16 protein-coding genes, 1 tRNA gene and 1 pseudogene are annotated in these 17,818 nt (G+C 72.7%); 10 read left to right on the top strand and 8 right to left on the bottom strand.

The window, feature by feature from the left end; translation table 11 throughout:
• Positions 1 to 108: pseudogene (locus ACIPSC_RS11950) on the bottom strand (ABC transporter ATP-binding protein); the annotation flags it as partial.
• Between the two features lie 387 nt (positions 109 to 495).
• On the opposite strand from ACIPSC_RS11950, the gene ACIPSC_RS11945 reads away from it, so the two are divergent.
• The 3 genes from ACIPSC_RS11945 (at position 496) to ACIPSC_RS11935 (ending at position 2,144) form a co-directional block, all read left to right on the top strand.
• Positions 496 to 577 (top strand) — tRNA-Leu (locus ACIPSC_RS11945).
• Positions 578 to 717: 140 nt separating this feature from the next.
• A complete protein-coding gene (locus ACIPSC_RS11940; RefSeq protein WP_400824958.1) occupies positions 718 to 1,644 on the top strand; it encodes a Bax inhibitor-1/YccA family protein in 927 nt (308 codons plus the stop codon).
• 122 nt (positions 1,645 to 1,766) lie between these two features.
• Positions 1,767 to 2,144 (top strand): hypothetical protein, encoded by a 378-nt coding sequence (locus ACIPSC_RS11935; RefSeq protein WP_400824957.1) that lies wholly within the window; start codon positions 1,767 to 1,769, stop codon positions 2,142 to 2,144.
• A gap of 329 nt (positions 2,145 to 2,473) precedes the next feature.
• On the opposite strand, the gene ACIPSC_RS11930 is transcribed toward ACIPSC_RS11935, so the two are convergent.
• The 3 genes from ACIPSC_RS11930 to ACIPSC_RS11920 form a co-directional block, all read right to left on the bottom strand.
• Positions 2,474 to 3,442 carry a hypothetical protein gene (locus ACIPSC_RS11930; protein WP_400824955.1) on the bottom strand — a complete coding sequence of 323 codons (969 nt, stop codon included), beginning with the start codon at positions 3,440 to 3,442 and terminating at the stop codon, positions 2,474 to 2,476.
• Between the two features lie 312 nt (positions 3,443 to 3,754).
• A complete protein-coding gene (locus ACIPSC_RS11925) occupies positions 3,755 to 4,975 on the bottom strand; it encodes an acetyl-CoA C-acetyltransferase (RefSeq protein ID WP_400824954.1) in 1,221 nt (406 codons plus the stop codon).
• 118 nt (positions 4,976 to 5,093) lie between these two features.
• Positions 5,094 to 6,260, bottom strand: a complete 1,167-nt coding sequence (locus ACIPSC_RS11920) for an SGNH/GDSL hydrolase family protein (RefSeq protein WP_400824952.1) — start codon at positions 6,258 to 6,260, stop codon at positions 5,094 to 5,096.
• Positions 6,261 to 6,519: 259 nt separating this feature from the next.
• Between ACIPSC_RS11920 and ACIPSC_RS11915 the strand changes: the two genes are divergently transcribed.
• The 3 genes from ACIPSC_RS11915 (at position 6,520) to ACIPSC_RS11905 (ending at position 10,260) form a co-directional block, all read left to right on the top strand.
• Positions 6,520 to 7,920, top strand: a complete 1,401-nt coding sequence (locus ACIPSC_RS11915) for a cystathionine beta-synthase (RefSeq protein ID WP_400824951.1) — start codon at positions 6,520 to 6,522, stop codon at positions 7,918 to 7,920.
• Positions 7,921 to 8,409: 489 nt separating this feature from the next.
• Entirely contained in the window at positions 8,410 to 8,748 is a 339-nt protein-coding gene (locus ACIPSC_RS11910) for a hypothetical protein (RefSeq protein WP_400824949.1), read from the top strand.
• A 210-nt stretch (positions 8,749 to 8,958) separates the two neighbouring features.
• On the top strand, positions 8,959 to 10,260 hold the full coding sequence (locus ACIPSC_RS11905; protein ID WP_400824948.1) for an Ig-like domain-containing protein: 1,302 nt from the start codon (positions 8,959 to 8,961) through the stop codon (positions 10,258 to 10,260).
• A 139-nt stretch (positions 10,261 to 10,399) separates the two neighbouring features.
• Here the strand turns inward: ACIPSC_RS11905 and ACIPSC_RS11900 are convergent, their stop codons facing one another.
• Together ACIPSC_RS11900 and msrA are read right to left on the bottom strand one after the other, a co-directional pair.
• Entirely contained in the window at positions 10,400 to 10,762 is a 363-nt protein-coding gene (locus ACIPSC_RS11900) for a cupin domain-containing protein (protein ID WP_400824947.1), read from the bottom strand.
• Positions 10,763 to 10,867: 105 nt separating this feature from the next.
• Complete coding sequence (gene msrA / locus ACIPSC_RS11895) at positions 10,868 to 11,545, bottom strand: peptide-methionine (S)-S-oxide reductase MsrA (RefSeq protein WP_400824945.1); 678 nt, start codon at positions 11,543 to 11,545, stop codon at positions 10,868 to 10,870.
• A gap of 109 nt (positions 11,546 to 11,654) precedes the next feature.
• Between msrA and ACIPSC_RS11890 the strand changes: the two genes are divergently transcribed.
• The gene (locus ACIPSC_RS11890) at positions 11,655 to 12,809 is read left to right on the top strand and encodes a cystathionine gamma-synthase (protein WP_313765314.1); all 1,155 of its coding nucleotides are present in this window, start codon (positions 11,655 to 11,657) and stop codon (positions 12,807 to 12,809) included.
• A 29-nt stretch (positions 12,810 to 12,838) separates the two neighbouring features.
• Here the strand turns inward: ACIPSC_RS11890 and ACIPSC_RS11885 are convergent, their stop codons facing one another.
• The gene (locus ACIPSC_RS11885) at positions 12,839 to 13,324 is read right to left on the bottom strand and encodes a MarR family winged helix-turn-helix transcriptional regulator (RefSeq protein ID WP_400824943.1); all 486 of its coding nucleotides are present in this window, start codon (positions 13,322 to 13,324) and stop codon (positions 12,839 to 12,841) included.
• Between the two features lie 370 nt (positions 13,325 to 13,694).
• Here ACIPSC_RS11885 and ilvA point away from each other — a divergent pair, with 370 nt between their 5' ends.
• The 3 genes from ilvA to ACIPSC_RS11870 all read left to right on the top strand — a co-directional run bounded on the left by ilvA (position 13,695) and on the right by ACIPSC_RS11870 (position 17,048).
• Positions 13,695 to 14,906, top strand: coding sequence for a threonine ammonia-lyase (ilvA, locus tag ACIPSC_RS11880; protein ID WP_400824940.1), 1,212 nt, complete (start codon positions 13,695 to 13,697; stop codon positions 14,904 to 14,906).
• A 209-nt stretch (positions 14,907 to 15,115) separates the two neighbouring features.
• Positions 15,116 to 16,189: an ATP-binding cassette domain-containing protein gene (locus tag ACIPSC_RS11875; RefSeq protein WP_400824937.1), complete on the top strand. Its 1,074-nt coding sequence runs from the start codon at positions 15,116 to 15,118 to the stop codon at positions 16,187 to 16,189.
• Position 16,190: 1 nt separating this feature from the next.
• Positions 16,191 to 17,048: an ABC transporter permease gene (locus tag ACIPSC_RS11870; protein ID WP_400824934.1), complete on the top strand. Its 858-nt coding sequence runs from the start codon at positions 16,191 to 16,193 to the stop codon at positions 17,046 to 17,048.
• A gap of 109 nt (positions 17,049 to 17,157) precedes the next feature.
• Here ACIPSC_RS11870 and greA read toward each other — a convergent pair whose 3' ends face one another.
• Positions 17,158 to 17,658 carry a transcription elongation factor GreA gene (greA, locus tag ACIPSC_RS11865; protein WP_400824932.1) on the bottom strand — a complete coding sequence of 167 codons (501 nt, stop codon included), beginning with the start codon at positions 17,656 to 17,658 and terminating at the stop codon, positions 17,158 to 17,160.
• Positions 17,659 to 17,818 lie beyond the last annotated feature (160 nt).

The following is a 17,818-nucleotide window of genomic DNA, read 5'->3' as shown; positions in this document are numbered from 1 at the left end:
GTCGAGGGCGACGACGCGGGTCTCCCCCTCCCCGTAGACCTTGTTCAGGCCGGTGGCGCGGGCGGCCGCCCGGCCGGTGCGGACGGCGGTTGCGGTCGACGTGGTCACGGGGGTGCTCCTTGGGATCGCGGGCTGCGGACGGCGCCGGGGACGGCTGGACGGCCGGGCCCCAGGGGGCTTCCGGCCGTACCTCCATGCTCCGCCGTGTGATCACCCGTTCTCGTCGCTCCGCCGGACGGTTGGCCTGACCGCCGCTGGGCGTACGCCCAGGTGGGGCCCTCATCCTCCGGTATGACACCGACCCTGACCGGAGTGCGGTGGCCGGATCCTGCGCTTCCTTGGCCAAATCACGAACTGTTCGTCAGATGGCAAGGAAACATGACAACTTCCCCGGCTGGGAACATGCGAAAGAGCGATGCGGGCGACTAGGCTCAGGGGTGGCCTCGATGGAACGGAGCACCGGCTCCCGCCACCGCCGCGGCCGGTCCACAGGACGCCCGGATGGTGGAACGCAGACACGGGCAGCTTAAAACTGCTTGGCCGAAAGGCCGTGCCGGTTCGAGTCCGGCTCCGGGCACCGTTCTCGCGGGGACGCCGATCCGGCGTCCCCGCCGGGTGCTGTTCGGCGGATCCTCCTCGCGGCGTATCCTGATTCCTTTGCCAAGCCATTACCCTTGTGCTTCGGGCGGTGCAGTACCGCCACGGAGGGAATGAGCAATGAGAAGCAGCAACCCGGTCTTCTCGCGGGAGGGGTCCTTCACCCGCGAGTCCGGCTACGCGGGTTTCGGCACCACGCAGGCCCCGCAGGCCGGGAGCCCCTACGCCGCCAACCCCTACGGCCAGAGCGGCCCGTACGACAATAACCCGTACGGCAACAACCCGTACGGCAACAACCCGTACGCCCAGCAGGCCCCGGGGCAGCAGCCGCTGACCGACGACCAGCTGGTGGAGATGTACCGTGCGCCCTCCGCCGGTCCGCTGGCGACGGGTCGGATGACGCTCGACGACGTGGTCGCGCGCACCGCGATGACGCTGCTCACCCTGGTCGCCGCCGGCGGCGTGGCGTGGTTCGCGCTGCCCGACCGCAACTTCGGGTTCGCCGTCGGCGCCTCGCTGATCGCCTTCGTGGTCGGCATGGTGATCTCGTTCAAGCGCAGCGTCAGCCCGCCGCTGATCCTGCTCTACGCGGGCCTGGAGGGCTTCGCACTCGGTGCCGTCACCAAGGTGTTCAACACCATCTGGCCGGGCATCGCGATCCAGGCGGTGCTGGGAACGGCGGCGGTCTTCGCGGCGATGCTGATCGCCTACAAGACCGGCCGGATCCGGGTCACCCCGCGCTACACGCGGATCGGCATCGCGATCGCCATGGGCTTCGTGCTGCTGCTGCTGGTCAACATGGTCGCCGGGATGTTCGGCGCGGACATGGGCCTGCGCTCCGGCCCGCTGGGCATCGTGGTCGGCCTGATCGGCATCGGCCTCGGTGCGTTCTTCCTCTCGCTGGACTTCGCGGCCATCGAGGAGGCGATCGCCCAGGGCGCCCCGCAGAAGGAGGCCTGGCGGGCCGCCTTCGGGCTCACCCTGTCGCTGGTCTGGATCTACGTCGAGATGCTGCGGCTGATCGCCATCCTGCGCGGCGACGACTGATCCCGCAGGACCTTCGCGCCGCAGGCCGTGTCCGGCCGAGGCGCACTGCCGCCGGGCCCCGGAGCCGAGTGCTCCGGGGCCCGGCGGCTTTCGGGCCGGCCCGGGCTGGTTAGGCTCCCGGTATGCCCGAGACAGCCCCCCTCGTCGAAGCCGTCGACTCCCTGGCGGACCGCTTCCGCTCGATGCCGCAGAGCCGCCTGCTGGGCGCGGTGCCCGGCCACCCCTCGCGGGCGGTGGCCGCGCTGGCGCTCGCCCGGTGGCTGGCGGCGGCTGCGCAGAGCGCCGAGGGCGGCCCGGTGCGGGAGTTCCCGGACGCCGGGGCCTTCGTGGTCGGGGACCAGCTGGCCGTGGCCGGGCACGACCTGGCGGCCGCGCTGGCCGCGCTGCCGGCGGAGGCGCCGGTGCCGCTCCCGGAGCCGCTGGGCGGCCCCGCGCCGGCCGCGACGGTGCTCACCGCGGCCCTGGCCGAGGTGGCGGCCACCACCACCCTCTGCACCTGATCCCGTGGGCCGGCGGCCCGGAGTAGCCCCGACGCGAGCGGGTGACCCCCGCCCCGAGCTGCACCCCGGGCGAGCGGGCGACCCCGCCCCGAGCTGAAGGGCCGCGCCGGTGTCGAAAGGGTGGGCCCCTCCTGCCCGCTGGCGGGCAAGGAGGGCAAGCGAGGACGCCGCGAGGTACGAGCGGCGTTGGAGCGCCGACCGTCGACACCGGACCGGAGCGGCCCGGAGGCGAGCGGGCGACAAAACAGTACCGGCCGGATCGATAACCCCTTCGATCCGGCCGGCTTTCGGGTTCGGCGTGTGCGGTCGGCCATCGGCGGCCGCTCGGGTCAGATGCTGGCGACCACCCGGTCGGCGAGCACGTAGACGGCGTCCTCGTCGGTCGAGAAGGTCAGCGAGTAGGAGCCGGAGAACCGGGAGCCGCCGAGCAGCCGGACGTCCTCGCCGGCGCGGACGGCGTCGATCAGCCGGTACGCGGCCTCGCGGTCGCCGGGGGCGACACAGAGCGTGGTGCCGTCGGCGAAGGCGTACACGTCCAGGGTGCCGAGCGGGCCGGGGCGGACGTCCACCAGGGCGATGCGGTCCTCGGCCAGCGCGGTCAGCCGGGTGTCGGTCCACTCGCGGGACGGTGCCTGGCTCGGCACGAAGTCGGGGTGCGAGGGGTGGCGGCGCGGGTCCGGGGCGGCCGCCGGGGCCTCCTCGACGGCCGCGTCGGCGTCCAGCAGGCCGGCCTCCAGGCCGGTGGCGAGCAGGTCGGCCTCCCGGCGGGCCCGCGCGTCGCCGCCGGCGTCCGCGGTCGGGTGGCCGGTCGGGTGGCCGGACGCCGGGTGGCCGGGCCGCAGCGGGGCGCCGCCGTCGGTGCCGGGCTCGGCCGGGGCGACGCCGCCCTCGTTGATCAGGTCCTCCAGCGCGGAGCGCAGCGCCTCGCCGAACTCCGGGTCCATCGTGCCCGCGTTGTCGACGGCGTCCTGCGGCCCGGTCGGGCGGGGGAAGAAGAGCGGCCACTCGTCCGTGGTGCCGAGCACGCTCGCGAACGGGGAGTCGAACAGCGGCGCGTCCTCGGCCGCGCGGGCCTCCTGCTCGGCCCAGAACGCCCGGGCCTCGGTGATCTCCCGCTCGCGGTCGGCGGCGAGCGCCTCGGCGACGGCGCGGCGTATCGCCGCCTCGTCGACCGGTGCGGGTGCGGCGGTGGCCGCGGCCTGCGCGTCCAGCCTGCGGGAGAGTCCCCGGACGTGGAGCAGCACGGCGGTCGACACGGCGATCAGGATCAGCAGCAGGATGGTGTAGACGGCGCTCACGGAACGTACTCCTAGGGAGGAGTGGAACGGGGTTACGTCTCCACACTGCCGCATGCGGGGCTGTTACCGCAGTGGCGAATGTCTAATTTGTCCCGGACTTTCGCCCTTGTCCCCAAATTGTTAGGTAACACCGTTCTACGCTGCGGAGTTGATCCGCTCCGCACCGTCGATTTCCGGTCCGGAATCGAAAGAAAAGAGGGCCGGATCGACCTCGCGGTGTGATCCGGCCCTCAATTACTCTGCGTCACTCCAAACGGGTGGTCTGGACCCCCCGGGGTTGACGCGGTCCGTGCAGTGTGCGCAATACGGGGCTCAGCTGAGCCGCTCGATGACCATCGCCATGCCCTGGCCGCCGCCGACGCACATGGTCTCCAGGCCGAACTGCTTGTCGTGCCACTGCAGGGAGTTGATCAGCGTGGTGGTGATCCGGGCGCCGGTCATGCCGAAGGGGTGACCGACCGCGATGGCGCCGCCGTTGACGTTCAGCTTGTCCAGGTCGATGCCGAGGTCCCGGTAGGACGGGATGACCTGGGCCGCGAAGGCCTCGTTGATCTCGACCAGGTCGATGTCGCCGATGGTCAGCCCGGCGCGCTTGAGCGCCTGCTTCGAGGCCTCGACCGGGCCGTAGCCCATGATCTCGGGGGAGAGCGCGCTGACGCCGGTGGAGACCACCCGGGCGAGCGGGGTGATGCCGAGCTCGCGGGCCTTGGTGTCGGACATGATGACCAGCGCGGCGGCGCCGTCGTTCAGCGGGCAGCAGTTGCCGGCGGTGACGGTGCCGTCCGGACGGAACACCGGCTTGAGGCCGGAGACGCCCTCCACCGTGACGCCGGCGCGCGGGCCGTCGTCCGTGCTGACCACGGTGCCGTCGGGCAGCGTGACCGGGGTGATCTCGCGCTCCCAGAAGCCGGCCTTGATGGCGGCCTCGGCGAGGTTCTGCGAGCGGACGCCGAACTCGTCCTGCTCGGCGCGGGTGATGCCCTTGAGCGCGGCCAGGTTCTCGGCGGTCTGGCCCATCGCGATGTAGGCGTCGGGCAGCAGGCCGTCCTCACGCGGGTCGTGCCACTCGCCGCCGCCCTCCTCGGCGCGCTTGGCGGTGCGTGCCTGGGCGTCGTCGAAGAGCGGGTTCATGGTGCCCGGCATGCCGTCCGAGGTGCCGTGGATGCTGCGCGAGACGGTCTCGACGCCGGCGGAGATGAAGACGTCGCCCTCGCCGGCCTTGATCGCGTGCAGCGCCATCCGGGTGGTCTGCAGCGAGGAGGAGCAGTAGCGGGTGATGGTGGCGCCGGGGAGGTAGTCCATCCCCATCTGGACGGCCACGATGCGGGCCAGGTTGTGGCCCTGCTCGCCGCCGGGCAGGCCACAGCCCAGCATCAGGTCGTCGATCTCGCGCGGGTCGAGCTGCGGCACCTTGGCCAGCGCGGCGCCGATGATGTGCGCGGTCAGGTCGTCCGGGCGGACGTCCTTGAGAGAGCCCTTGAAGGCCCGGCCGATCGGCGAACGGGCGGCGCTGACGATGACGGCTTCGGGCATGGCGGGCTCCTCGCTGAGTGACCTTCGGACTGTCCGCCGGGCAGGGGCGCCCGGGCGGCCGGCCGACCCGGGGCCGGGCGGGCGGGGACGTCCGGGAGGAAAGTTACCGCCTGGTAGGTCAGGCGTCACCCGCAGCAGCGTGTGAGCTGGCCGACGTATTCCCGTCCGCGGGGCTCCCGTCCGCGGCGCCGTCGTCCGCGCTCCCCGGGGCCGCGGCCGGCCGGCCCGCCGTGGCGCCGTCGTCCGCGGTGCCCGGGCCTGTGGCGCCGTCCGTCGCCGGCTCCGCGGCCCCGGCGGCCGGCAGGCCGACCCGCAGCCGCTGCCGCAGCAGCGCCCAGCGCCGGACCGTGCCGTCGGCGCCGACCGCGGCCACCTCGGTGCCCGACCGGCCGGCCGCGGCCGCCGCGGCCACCGCCACCGGCAGCACCGCCTCGCCCGGGACCTGGCCGGCCGGCCGCTCCTCCTCCGGCCAGAGGCCGAGCGCGGCGCAGACCGAGGGCAGGACGGCCATCGCCGCGGTCGCGTAGCCCTGGGCCGAGGGGTGGTAGCGGTCGGCCGCGAACATCTCGGGGCGCGCCGCGAACTCCGGCCCGAGCAGCGAGCCGAGCGAGACCGTCCGGCCGCCCGCCTCCACCACGGCGATGGTCTGCGCGGCGGCCAGCTGCCGGCTGAGCCGCCGGGCCACCCAGCGCAGTGGCGGGCGCACCGGCTTGATGGTGCCGAGGTCGGGGCAGGTGCCGACCACCACCTCGCTGCCGTTGGCGCGCAGCGCCGCGACCGCCTCGCCGAGCTGGCGCACCGCGAGCTGGGCCGGGCTGTGCCGGGTGACGTCGTTGGCGCCGATCATGATCACGGTGATGTCGGGGTGGTGCGGCAGGGCCAGCTCCAGCTGACCGGAGAGGTCGACGGAGCGCCCGCCGGAGAAGGCCACGTTGACCAGCCGGACCGGGCGTTCGGCCACCGAGGCGAGGCCGGCCGCGAGCAGCGCGCCCGGGGTCTCGCGGGCCCGCAGCACGCCGAGGCCGGCGGCGGTGGAGTCGCCGAGGAAGGCCAGGACCAGCGGGGGCTGGGGCTCGGTGCCGTCGGCGAAGGCCTCGCCGTAGACGCCGTTGGCCTTGGGCGGGTCGCCGTCCAGCATGCCGATGGCCTGGATGGCCAGCTTGCTCTCGGTCAGCAGTACGCCGACCAGGCCGACCCCCAGCAGGCCGAGGCCACCGCCGCCGTAGGCGGCCGCGGTGGCGATCCGGCGGGCCACCCGGGCCCGCGACTCCTGTGCCCCTGGCATCCGGTGCCCCCTTCACGTCGTCGTGCCGCCCCCGGCGGGGCATCTCCAGTGCACCTGATACACCCCTACTACCCGCGTTGGCGGCGGCCTACGACGGGGGTGGGCCATTCGTGGCGGGGGGCGTGCGGCACCGCTTCCGGGGGCGGCGGCGGGGCGGGGCCGTGACGGGTGTGCCGTAGGGGAGGGCTGGGGCCGGTGGCACGCCCTAGGCTTTGCAGTACCGAAAGCACTCGCATGCCCACAGACCGGGAGGACCCCCGTGCGGTACCACAACTCGATCATCGACCTGGTCGGCAACACGCCGCTGGTCAAGCTGAACAAGGTCACCGAGGGCATCAGCGCGACCGTGCTGGCGAAGGTCGAGTACTTCAACCCCGGCGGCTCGGTGAAGGACCGGATCGCGATGCGCATGATCGAGGCCGCCGAGGCCTCGGGCGCGCTGAAGCCCGGCGGCACCATCGTCGAGCCGACCTCCGGCAACACCGGCGTCGGCCTGGCGATCGTGGCCCAGCAGAAGGGCTACAAGTGCATCTTCGTCTGCCCCGACAAGGTGTCCACCGACAAGATCAACACGCTGCGCGCGTACGGCGCCGAGGTGGTCGTCTGTCCGACCGCCGTCGCCCCGGAGCACCCGGACTCCTACTACAACGTCTCCGACCGCCTGGTCCGCGAGACGCCCAACGCCTGGAAGCCGGACCAGTACTCCAACCCGGACAACCCGGCCTCGCACTACTACTCCACCGGCCCGGAGCTGTGGGAGCAGACCGAGGGGAAGATCACCCACTTCGTGGCCGGCGTCGGCACCGGCGGCACCATCTCCGGCACCGGCAACTACCTGAAGGAGGTCTCCGGCGGCAAGGTCAAGGTGATCGGCGCCGACCCGGAGGGCTCGGTGTACTCCGGCGGCACCGGCCGGCCGTACCTGGTCGAGGGCGTCGGTGAGGACTTCTGGCCGACCGCCTACGACCGCGACGTCGCGGACGGGATCGTCGCCGTCTCCGACAAGGACTCGTTCCAGATGACCCGCCGCCTCGCCAAGGAGGAGGGCCTGCTGGTCGGCGGCTCCTGCGGCATGGCCGTGGTGGCCGCGCTGGAGGTCGCCCGCGACCTCGGCCCGGACGACGTCGTGGTCGTGCTGCTGCCGGACGGCGGCCGCGGCTACCTGTCCAAGATCTTCAACGACGACTGGATGGCCGACTACGGCTTCCTGCCGTCGGCCACCGACGAGGCGCACATCGGCGAGGTGCTGGCCCGCAAGGACGCCATCGAGCACGAGGGCATCCCGCAGTTCGTCCACATGCACCCGAACGAGACCGTCGCCGAGGCGGTCCGGGTGCTGCGCGAGTACGGCGTCTCGCAGATGCCGGTGGTCTCCCCGGGTGCCGGGCACCCCGACATCATGGCCGGCGAGGTGATCGGCTCGGTGGTGGAGAAGCTGCTGCTGGAGGGCGTCTTCTCGAACGAGATCCAGCTGACCGACACGCTGGACAAGGTGATGTCCAAGCCGCTGCCGGTGGTCGGCTCGGGCGAGACCGTCACCAACCTGATGACCGTGCTGGAGAAGGACGACGCCGCGGTGGTGCTGGTCGAGGGCAAGCCGCAGGGCATCGTCACCCGCCAGGACCTGCTGGGCTTCCTGACCGGCCGGACCGGTCACTGACCCCCGGTCAGTTCCGCTCCGTGCCGAGCCGCTGAGGGTTCGTCCGCGGGTGAAGTGGTACACCGGCGTCACCTGCACGCAGCACGCGCTTAACACGGCTCGTGCATCGTTGGGGTCAACGGCGAGACGCCGAGCGAGGCGACGACGACCGGCCGGGAGCGGCTCCCCGGCGGGCGTGGTCGTCTCAGGACACACAGGTCGGCCCTGATCCGGCCGGCCGTGTCCCCTTCGCGGGAGGCGCCGTCGTCCCGCTCCTGCCCGGCTCCGGCCGGTGCCAGGGTGCGGTGGCTCCCGCGGCAACCGCCGCGCCGCTCGGCGCGTCTCCGCGGCTCCCGGGTGGGGGAGCCCAGGCGGAGGCAGCAGGGCCGGCCCCTCTCCGGAGGGGCCGGCCCCGCTGGTTGCCGGGCGCCGCCGGTCGCCGGATGCGCGGCGCGCGTCCGGGGTGCCGCGGTCCGGTGCCTGCGGGCGGTTTCCCGTACGCTCGCACGCATGACCAGCACTGACACGACCGGCCAGGACGCCCCGCGCTACGTCCGGCTCAGCATCGAGCTCATCGCCGAGATCACCGACGAGGGTGCGCTCAAGGCGGCCGCCCTGCAGCAGGTGACGGACGATGAGTACCTCGACGACGACGAGCGCGCCCAGTCCGTCGAGGCCATCGAGGTGGACCCGTCGGGTTCGCTCGCCCACTTCATCGACCCGGTCGCCCTCCTCGGCGACGTCCCGGGCGTGGAGCTCGCCTCCGCGACCTGGGAGTCCGCCCAGACCGAGTTCGACCCGGAGGGTGAGGGCTGGGACGAGTACACGGTGGAGGAGTCCGCCGAGTAGCCGCCCGCCCGTCACGGCTCAAGAGCGCCCGACCTGCCCGTGCAGGTCGGGCGCTCTGTCCATATTTGGCGTGTTTGGCGGTCACTTGAGTAGGCTCATACCAACGTTTCCCGTTGGTGATGGAACCCGTGAAGGGGTGGATTGCGTTCTTGTATCCGTAATGCCCGGGATGATCAGCAGGGCCGGGATGATCAGCAGGGAGAGCGCGACGTGACACCACGGGACGGGCGGGGCCGGGCGGCCGGCGGGCACTGGAGCCGGCGCGGCGTGCTGGCCGGGCTGATCGGCGCGCCGGTGCTGTTGCTGGCGGCCTGCAACGACAGCAAGGGCGACGAGGGCGGCAACGCGGCCGGCGGGTCCGGGTCCTCGGGCGGCTCGGGCTCCTCGGGGGCCGACGGGACCGGGACGGCGGCCGGCGCGAGCAGCTCGCCGAAGACCTCGGCGGCCGTGATCACCGTGACGCCCGCCGACGGCGCCACCGCCGCCAGCTTCAGCGACCCGGTCAAGGTCACCGTCACCGGCGGCACGCTGGGCACGGTCGAGGTCGTCGACTCGGCCGGCAAGGCGCTGGCCGGCGAGCTCTCCGCGGACGGCACCGGCTGGACCTCGGCCGCCGCGCCGGTCAGCGGCACCAAGTACACCGTCACCGCCACGGCCGCCGACAAGGACCGGCTGGAGGCGAACGCCAACGCCACCTTCACCACGGCCACCCCGGCCAACACCTTCGTCGGCTACTTCACCCCCGAGGACGGCTCCGTCGTCGGCGTCGGCATGCCGGTCTCGATCAACTTCAGCAAGCCGGTCACCGACCGCCAGGCCGTCCAGCAGGCGATCACCGTCATAGCCGAGCCGGGCGTCGAGATCGTCGGGCACTGGTTCTCCAGCACCCGCCTCGACTTCCGGCCGCAGGACTACTGGGCCAAGGGCACCAAGGTCACCCTCAAGCTCCGGCTCAAGGACGTGCAGGGCGCCAAGGGCGTCTACGGGACCCAGTCCAAGGACGTCCGCTTCACCGTCGGCCGTGCGCAGACCAGCGTCGCCGACCTCGCCGCGAAGAAGCTCACCGTCACCACCGACGGCCAGGTCAGCGCGGTCTACGCGATCTCCGGGGGCTCGCCCGAGTACCGCACCTGGGGCGGCAAGATGGTCATCTCCGAGCAGTTCCAGCAGACCCGGATGAACTCGCAGACCGTCGGCCTGGGCAGCGAGTACGACATCTCCGACGTGCCGCACGCCCAGCGGCTCACCACCTCCGGCACCTTCATCCACGGCAACTACTGGTCCCCGCCGTCGATCTTCGGCGGCCAGAACACCAGCCACGGCTGCGTCGGCCTGCAGGACGTCAAGGGCGCGCAGGACCAGGGCGTGGACGGCGCCAGGTTCTACAAGAGCTCGATGGTCGGCGACGTGGTCGAGGTGGTGAACTCCGGCGACAGGACCGTCGAGCCGTCCAACGGGCTGAACGGCTGGAACATGGGCTGGGCCGCCTGGAAGGCCGGCAGCGCGGTCTGAGTGCCCGGCCGCGGCACCCATTGCCCGGCCCGGCACCCATGCCCGCCCCGGAACACCCCGCCCGCACGTCCGGTGGACGCGCCACCGCCCCGCCGGGGCAGGCACCCGGCGGGGCGGTGGCGGCGGGACCCGGGCGGGGTCAGCGCTTGGCGTAGTCGGCGAAGCCCTGCCAGTCGATCACGACGCAGGGCTCGTCGCCGAGCACCCAGGCGTCGTGGCCGGGCGGGCAGATCATGAAGTCGCCGGGGCCGAACTCGGCCTCCTCGCCGTCGTCCATCACGATCTTCATCCGGCCGGAGATCACGTACCCCATGTGGGCCGCCTGGCAGGTCTCGGTGCCCGCGATCGGCTTGATGTGCTTGGTCCACTGCCAGCCGGGCCGGAACACCCCGCGGCCGACGGCGCCGGCCTCCTGGTTGACCAGGCGGACTTCCCCCATGCCCGCCTCGAAGGGGCGGACCTCCTCGGGATCGTCGAAGCTCTTGCGGACGAGACCGGCCATCGGTGCCTCCTCGGGACGGCGGCAGGCCCCGTCACCAGCACTCGGTGACGGGGCCTGCCGGCTGGTCCTTCCAGTCTGCGCCTCGGACGCCCCCGCTGCCCGCGCTCAGCCCCCGGTGCGGGCGACCCCGATCGGGCAGCTCGCGCCGGTGCCGCCGAGGCCGCAGTAGCCGTTCGGGTTCTTGGCGTCGGACAGGTACTGCTGGTGGTACGGCTCGGCCGGGTAGAACGGGCCGGCCGGGGCGATCTCGGTGGTGATCGGGCCCAGCCCGATCGCGGTCAGCGCGGGCTGGAAGGCGTCCCGGGTGGCCGCGGCGGCCGCCGCCTGGGCCGGCGAGTGGGTGTAGACGGCGGACCGGTACTGGGTGCCGACGTCGTTGCCCTGCCGGTTGCCCTGGGTCGGGTCGTGCGCCTCCCAGAAGGTCTTCAGCAGCCGCTCGTACGGGATCACCGCCGGGTCGAAGACGACCCGGACCGCCTCGGTGTGCCCGGTCAGCCCGCTGCACACCTCGTCGTACGTCGGATTGGGGGTGAATCCGCCCTGGTAGCCCACCAGCGTCGTCCAGACGCCGGGCAGGCGCCAGAACGTGCGCTCGGCACCCCAGAAGCAGCCGAGGCCGAAATCGGCCACTTCCAGCCCCTCCGGGTACGGGCCGGTGAGCGGGTTGCCGAGCACGGTGTGCGGCTCGCGCAGGGTGACGGCCGGCGACTGCCGGCCGGGCAGTGCCTGGTCGGCGGGGACGAGCGAGGTCTTGACGCGGTTGAACAGCACGGCCTGCTCCATCGGGTCGGTAAGGGTGGCGCAGGTTGCAACGCGGACGGCCGCCCGCGGATTCCGGGCACTCCCACCCTTCCGGGAGGCGCCCCGGCGTTCGGCCACTACGCTCGGACACATGACCGAGCACCAGCTTCCCCAGGGCTTCGAGACCCTCGCCATCCACGCGGGTCAGGAAGCAGACCCCCAGACCGGGGCCGTCGTCACGCCGATCTACCAGGTGTCCACCTACAAGCAGGACGGGGTGGGCGGCCTGCGGGGCGGCTACGAGTACAGCCGCAGCGCCAACCCGACCCGCACCGCGCTGGAGGAGTGCCTCGCGGCGCTGGAGGGCGGCGCCCGCGGCCTCGCCTTCGCCTCCGGCCTCGCGGCCGAGGACACCCTGCTGCGCACCATCCTCAAGCCGGGCGACCACATCGTGATCCCCAACGACGCGTACGGCGGCACCTTCCGGCTGTTCGCCAAGGTCCTGACCCGCTGGGGCGTCGAGTTCTCCGTCGCCAACACCCAGGACCTCGCCACCGTCCGCGAGGCGCTGCGCCCCAACACCCGCGCGGTCTGGGTGGAGACCCCGTCCAACCCGCTGCTGGGCATCACCGACCTGACCGCGCTCGCCGAGATCGCGCACGGCGCCGGCGCGCTGCTGGTCGTCGACAACACCTTCGCCAGCCCGTACCTGCAGCAGCCGATCGCGCTCGGCGCCGACGCGGTCGTGCACTCCACGACCAAGTACATGGGCGGGCACTCGGACGTCGTCGGCGGCGCCCTGGTGCTGGCCGACGCGGCGCTCGGCGAGGAGGTCGCGTACCACCAGAACGCGATGGGCGCGGTCTCCGGCCCGTTCGACGCCTGGCTGGTGCTGCGCGGCATCAAGACCCTCGGCGTCCGGATGGACCGGCACAGCTCCAACGCCGAGAAGGTCGCCGAGCTGCTGGCCGGTCACCCCAAGGTCAGCCAGGTGCTGTACCCGGGCCTGCCGGAGCACCCCGGCCACGACATCGCCGCCAAGCAGATGAAGGCCTTCGGCGGCATGGTCTCCTTCCGCGTCAACGGCGGCGAGGAGGCGGCGGTCGAGGTCTGCAACCGCGCGCAGCTGTTCACCCTCGGCGAGTCGCTGGGCGGCGTCGAGTCGCTGATCGAGCACCCTGGCCGGATGACCCACGCCTCGGTGGCCGGCTCGGCCCTGGAGGTCCCCGCGGACCTGGTCCGGGTCTCGGTCGGCATCGAGTCGATCGACGACCTGCTGGCCGACCTGCAGCAGGCCCTCGGCTGACCTGACCTGACCTGCCTGACCGAAACCGGTCAGGCGCCGGCGCCCTGCCGGCCCGCCGTGTACGACTCCATGGAGTGGTTGAAGCGGGCCAGCAGGGCGCAGAACGCGCGCTGCTCCTCGGGCGGCCAGTCGGCCAGCAGCCGGCGGGCCAGCTCGGCCCGCCCGGCCAGCACTTCGGCCAGCCGACCGGCGCCGAGCGGGGTCAGCGCGAGCCGGACGGCGCGGCGGTCGGCCGGGTCCTGGACCCGGCCGACCAGGCCGGCCGCGACCAGCGGGGCGACCTGCCGGGTGACGGTGGAGGAGTCGACGCCGAGCGCGTCGGCCAGGGCCTTGACGTTGGCGGGCCCGTGCCGCTCCAGCCGGTCGAGCAGCAGGTAGGCGGCCCGGTCCAGGGCGCCCAACCCGCCGGAGCTGCGGACCTGTTCCATCCGCCGGGCGAGCACCGCGAGCTGGTACTGGAGTTGGGTGTGCACGGGGTCGGTGCGGTCGGTGGCCTGGGGCGAGGGCGTCGTCATCGCGGCTCACGATCGTCGTGCGGTGAGAGAGGCTCAGAACCAGCAGGGTACGCGGCGGGGACGGGCCCGGGAACAGCGCCGACATCCCCGGTCGGCGGTGCCGCCCGCCGGGGGGCGTGTCTGACAATTCCCGCCGGGCGTGCGACGCCGGGGCACGCACGCCCCCAGCCTCCGGCCGGGAGGTAACCCCACGCCGCGTTGTCGTCGGTCGCCGATGGCCCCCAGCCTTCGGCCGGGAGGTGCCCCACCGCATGGACTCCGCCCCCAGCCTCCGGCCGGGAGGTGCCCCCACCTCCGCCTTGCGATGCACGCACCCCGACGCCGCACGCTGATCCGACGCGAATTGTCAGACACGCCCTACGCTGCTGCCATGCACAGCTGGCCGATCACCATCGACGATGTCCGCGGCGCCCAGAAGATGCTCGCCGGGGTCGCCCGGGTCACGCCGATGGAGGGCAGCCGCCACCTCTCCGCGCTGATCGGCTCGCCGGTCCACCTGAAGTGCGAGAACCTGCAGCGCACCGGCTCGTTCAAACTGCGCGGGGCGTACGTGCGGATCGCGGGGCTCTCGCCGGTGCAGCGGGCCGGCGGCGTGGTCGCGGCGAGCGCCGGCAACCACGCCCAGGGGGTGGCGCTGGCGGCCTCGCTGCTCGGGGTGCACTCGACGGTCTTCATGCCGGTGGCCGCGCCGCTGCCCAAGGTGGCGGCGACCCGTGAGTACGGCGCCGAGGTCCGGCTGCACGGGGCCACCGTGGACGAGGCACTGCTGGCCGCGCAGCGGTACTCGGAGGCGACCGGCGCGGTGTTCATCCACCCCTTCGACCACTGGGACGTGGTCACCGGCCAGGCCACCGTCGGCCTGGAGATCCTGGAGCAGTGCCCGGAGGTGCGCACCATCCTGGTCGGGGTGGGCGGCGGCGGGCTGCTGGCCGGGATCGCGGCGGCGGTGAAGCCGCTGCGCCCGGACGTCCGGGTGATCGGGGTGCAGGCGGCGGGCGCGGCCGCGTACCCGCCCTCGCTGGTGGCGGGGCGCCCGGTCTCGCTGGAACACTTCGCCACCATGGCCGACGGGATCATGGTCGGCCGGCCCGGGGACATCCCGTTCGAGGTGGTCAACACGCTGGCGGACGGGGTCCGGACGGTCTCCGAGGACTCGCTCTCCCGGGCCTTGCTGCTCGGCCTGGAGCGGCTGAAGCTGGTGGTGGAGCCGGCCGGGGCGAGCCCGGTGGCGGCGCTGCTGGAGCACCCGGACGCTTTCGAGGGCCCGGTGGTGGCGGTGCTCTCCGGCGGCAACATCGACCCGCAGCTGATGCAGCGGGTGCTCCGGCACGGTCTGGCGGCGGCCGGCCGCTACCTGTCGTTGCGGGTGCGGCTGGCGGACAAGCCGGGCTCGCTCGCCGACCTGCTCGGGGTGCTGACCCGGCTGGACGCCAACGTGCTGGACGTGGCGCACGTGCGGATCGACCCGCGGCTGGGTCTGGCCGAGGTCGAGGTGGACCTCCACCTGGAGACCAAGGGGCCGGAGCACTGCGCGGCGGTGGTCGGCGAGCTGCGCGACGCGGGGTACGTCGTCTCCCGGTAGGCCTCCCGTTCCCCGTCCGTCCCCCGGTTGTCAGTGGTCCCTGTCACGATGGCGGAGCCTCGCCCCTTGACGCGATATATCGCGTGCTGGAAGACTCGCGATACATCGCGTTCTGTGGCGGCACGGTGAAAACCGGGTCGCCCGCTCGCCTCGATCCGGGGCAGAGTGGGACAGATCGCTCATATCGTCCGAGGAGATGAGGCAGGCCCATGGCGCCAGCCATCCAAGCCGAGAACCTGGTGAAGACCTTCGGCGACGTACGAGCCCTGGACGGCGTCAGCCTGGACGTCCCCGAGGGCACGGTGCTCGGGCTGCTCGGCCCGAACGGCGCCGGCAAGACCACCACCGTGCGCGTCCTCACCACCCTGCTCCGCCCCGACTCCGGCCGCGCCACGGTGGCCGGCGTCGACGTGCTCAAGCATCCGAACCGGGTCCGCAGCCTGATCGGGCTCTCCGGCCAGTACGCCGCGGTCGACGAGTACCTGACCGGGTTCGAGAACCTCCAGATGGTCGGCGAGCTCTACCAGATGAGCGCCCGCGACGCGAAGGCGCGGGCGCTGGAGCTGCTGGAGTGGTTCAACCTCACCGAAGCCAAGGACCGCACCGCCAAGACGTACTCCGGCGGTATGCGCCGCCGCCTCGACCTCGCCGCCGCGCTGGTCGTCCGGCCGCCGGTGATGTTCCTGGACGAGCCGACCACCGGCCTCGACCCGCGCAACCGGCTCGCCCTCTGGGAGGTCATCGAGACCCTGGTCGAGCAGGGCACCACGCTGCTGCTCACCACCCAGTACCTGGAGGAGGCCGACCGGCTCGCCCACGACATCGCCGTGGTCGACCACGGCCGGGTGATCGCCCGCGGGACGGCCGACCAGCTGAAGGCGCAGATCGGCGGCGAGCGGATCGAGGTCGTGGTGCACCGCGCCGACCTGGTCGCCGACGCCGTCTCGGCGCTCTCCGCGTACGCCCTCGGCGAGCCGGCGGTGGAGAAGAACACCCGCCGGATCACCGTGCCGGTCAGTGGCGGCGCCAAGGTGCTCGCGGACGCCATCCGCGAGCTGGACGCCCGCTCGATCGAGATCGACGACATCGGTCTGCGCCGGCCCACCCTGGACGACGTCTTCCTCTCCCTCACCGGCCACGTCACCGAGGCCGAGGAGGAGGGCGGCGCCGCCGGCAAGGGCGGCCGCGGGCACGGCAAGGGCCACGCCGGCCAGGGCGACGACGACGGCGACGACGGTCAGGGCCCCGACAAGCAGGCCGTCGCGGCCGGTAAGGAACTGTGAGATGACGACCGCCACCGAGCACGCCATCGGCGGGGCGATACCGAAGCAGCGCCGGGGCGCGGCCGCCACCCTGCACGACTCCTGGGTGGTCGCCAAGCGGAACCTGCGCCGGATGACCAGGATCCCCGAGATCGTGGTGTTCGGGCTCATGCAGCCGGTGATGTTCGTGCTGCTGTTCTCCTATGTCATGGGCGGGGCCATCCAGATCCCCGGGACGCAGGCCAGCTCCGACACGTACATCCAGTTCCTGATGGCGGGCATCTTCGCCCAGACCGTCACCTTCGCCACCGCCGGCGCCTCGGCCGGCATCGCGGAGGACATGACCAAGGGCCTGGTGGACCGGTTCCGCTCGCTGCCGATGGCCCGCTCCGCGGTGCTGGTCGGCCGCACCCTGGCGGACCTCTGCCAGACCGCGTTCACCCTGGTGGTGCTCGCGGTGGTGGCGCTGGCGGTCGGCTGGCGGATCCACGACGGCGTGCTGTCGGCGCTGGGCGCGTTCGGGCTGCTGCTCCTGCTCGGCTACGCCTTCTCCTGGATCGGCGCGCTCATCGGCCTCTCGGTGCGCAGCCCCGAGGCGGCCACCTCGGCCGGGCTGATCTGGCTCTTCCCGCTGACGTTCATCTCCAACGCCTTCGTGCCGATCAGCTCGATGCCGGGCTGGCTGCAGCCGATCGCCTACTGGAACCCGTTCAGCGCCACCGTGCAGGCCTGCCGCGACCTCTTCGGCAACCAGGTCGGCCCGGTGGACTCCGCCTGGCCGATGCAGCACGCCGCGCTGGTGTCGGTGCTCTGGTCGGTGCTGATCACCGTCGTCTTCTCCTGGCTGTCGGTGCGCAAGTACCGCTCGGCCGCGGGCTGACGCCCGGCGCGCCGGGCGGGCCCTTCACGCGAGGGCCGGACGCGCGAGCCCGACGCACGAGGGCGGCCGCGGAGCAATGCTCCGCGGCCGCCCTCGGTGTGTACGGCGGTCAGCCGTTGTGTGGCTTGACGTCGATGATCTTGACCGCGGCCTGCTTGCCGTTGGGCAGCTCGTAGGCGGCGTCGTCGCCCACCTTCTTGCCGTCGATGGCGCGGCCCAGCGGGGACTGCGGCGAGTAGATGTCCAGGTCGTCGCTGCCGGCCATCTCGCGCGAGCCGAGCAGGAAGGTCATCGTGTCGTCCTCGTCGCCGTCGAAGGCGACCGTGACGACCATGCCCGGGGCCACCACGCCCGAGTCCGCGGGAGCCTCGCCGACCTTGGCGCGCTCCAGGAGCTGGGTGAGCTGGCGGATGCGCAGCTCGTACTTGCCCTGCTCCTCCTTGGCGGCGTGGTAGCCGGCGTTCTCCTTGAGGTCACCCTCTTCGCGCGCCGCCTCGATCTTCTGGGCGATCTCGATGCGCCAGGTGCCGGTCAGGTGGTCCAGCTCGGCCTTGAGCTGGTCGTAGCCGGCCTGAGTGAGCCAGGTCACGTGGTCGCTGGTCTGGGTCACAGGTGCTCCTCGTAGGTGCTGGGGCTGTGCTGAGGGTGTGAGTCGTCAGCAGGTCGGTGGTTGAGATATCGGTGGTGGAGATATCGGTCGTAACTACAAAGCAACGCCCGCTCCCGTACCTCTTGGTGCGGAAGGGGCGAAACCACGAGCCTAACAACTC

Source organism: Kitasatospora sp. NPDC090091 (assembly GCF_044747365.1).
Lineage (GTDB): Bacteria > Actinomycetota > Actinomycetes > Streptomycetales > Streptomycetaceae > Kitasatospora.
The sequence above is the reverse complement of the archived record's forward strand: the minus strand, read 5'-3'. Positions and strand labels throughout refer to the sequence as shown.

What these genes read in the sequence shown, in the direction of transcription:
- ACIPSC_RS11940 (WP_400824958.1), top strand. Translation starts at nt 718, where the DNA reads ATGAGAAGCAGCAACCCGGTCTTCTCGCGGGAGGGGTCCTTCACCCGC.
- ACIPSC_RS11935 (WP_400824957.1), top strand. Translation starts at nt 1,767, where the DNA reads ATGCCCGAGACAGCCCCCCTCGTCGAAGCCGTCGACTCCCTGGCGGAC.
- ACIPSC_RS11925 (WP_400824954.1), bottom strand. Translation starts at nt 4,975, where the DNA reads ATGCCCGAAGCCGTCATCGTCAGCGCCGCCCGTTCGCCGATCGGCCGG.
- ACIPSC_RS11920 (WP_400824952.1), bottom strand. Translation starts at nt 6,260, where the DNA reads ATGCCAGGGGCACAGGAGTCGCGGGCCCGGGTGGCCCGCCGGATCGCC.
- ACIPSC_RS11910 (WP_400824949.1), top strand. Translation starts at nt 8,410, where the DNA reads ATGACCAGCACTGACACGACCGGCCAGGACGCCCCGCGCTACGTCCGG.
- ACIPSC_RS11900 (WP_400824947.1), bottom strand. Translation starts at nt 10,762, where the DNA reads ATGGCCGGTCTCGTCCGCAAGAGCTTCGACGATCCCGAGGAGGTCCGC.
- msrA (WP_400824945.1), bottom strand. Translation starts at nt 11,545, where the DNA reads ATGGAGCAGGCCGTGCTGTTCAACCGCGTCAAGACCTCGCTCGTCCCC.
- ACIPSC_RS11890 (WP_313765314.1), top strand. Translation starts at nt 11,655, where the DNA reads ATGACCGAGCACCAGCTTCCCCAGGGCTTCGAGACCCTCGCCATCCAC.
- ACIPSC_RS11885 (WP_400824943.1), bottom strand. Translation starts at nt 13,324, where the DNA reads ATGACGACGCCCTCGCCCCAGGCCACCGACCGCACCGACCCCGTGCAC.
- ilvA (WP_400824940.1), top strand. Translation starts at nt 13,695, where the DNA reads ATGCACAGCTGGCCGATCACCATCGACGATGTCCGCGGCGCCCAGAAG.
- ACIPSC_RS11875 (WP_400824937.1), top strand. Translation starts at nt 15,116, where the DNA reads ATGGCGCCAGCCATCCAAGCCGAGAACCTGGTGAAGACCTTCGGCGAC.
- ACIPSC_RS11870 (WP_400824934.1), top strand. Translation starts at nt 16,191, where the DNA reads ATGACGACCGCCACCGAGCACGCCATCGGCGGGGCGATACCGAAGCAG.